1 protein-coding gene is annotated in these 613 nt (G+C 76.5%); it reads left to right on the top strand.

Annotated features, from left to right (window positions below; translation table 11 throughout):
* The coding region (locus DZA62_RS35280; protein WP_116953685.1) for an MFS transporter at positions 1 to 613 on the top strand (613 nt) is incomplete at both ends.

Here is a 613-nt window from a genome sequence, read left to right on the forward strand (position 1 = left end):
CGCACGCGTTCCGGACCCGCGGCACGCCGCTGATCGAGCTGCGGCTGCTGGCCCGGCCGCGGTTCACCGCCAGCCTCGCTGCCGCGGCGGTCGCCGGCCTGGCCACCTTCGGCTCGCTCTTCCTCGTTCCCGTCTTCTACCAACGCCTGCACGGCGTCGACCCGGCCAGGACGGGGCTCCTGCTCGCGGCGCTCGGGATCGGCTCGGCTCTCGCGATGCCGGTCGCCGGGCGACTCTCCGACCGCGTGGGCCCGCGCCCGTTGGCCTGTGCGGGCGCCGGAGCGGCACTGGCCGCGCTCGTGGCGCTGACGCTGGCACCCACCGCACTGCCGCTCACCGTCGTGGCCCTGTTCGTCCTCGGCGCCGGCCTCGGCTCCGTGGGGGCCCCCGCCATCGGCTCGGTGTTCCGGGTACTGCCGCCCGACCTCGCACCGCAGGGCAGCTCCATGCTGTACCTCGCCAACCAGCTCGGCGCCGCGCTGGGCATCGCCACCGTGTCGCTCGTCCTCACCGACTCGCCGGGCCTGCCGCAGTTCCGTGCCGCCTTCGCCGCACTAGCCGTGGCGGCGGCGCTCGCGATCGCGGCGAGCATCGCCCTCCCGGGACGCCGCGC

Origin of the sequence: Jiangella endophytica, assembly GCF_003427025.1 — a bacterium.
Classification (GTDB): Bacteria; Actinomycetota; Actinomycetes; order Jiangellales; family Jiangellaceae; genus Jiangella; species Jiangella endophytica.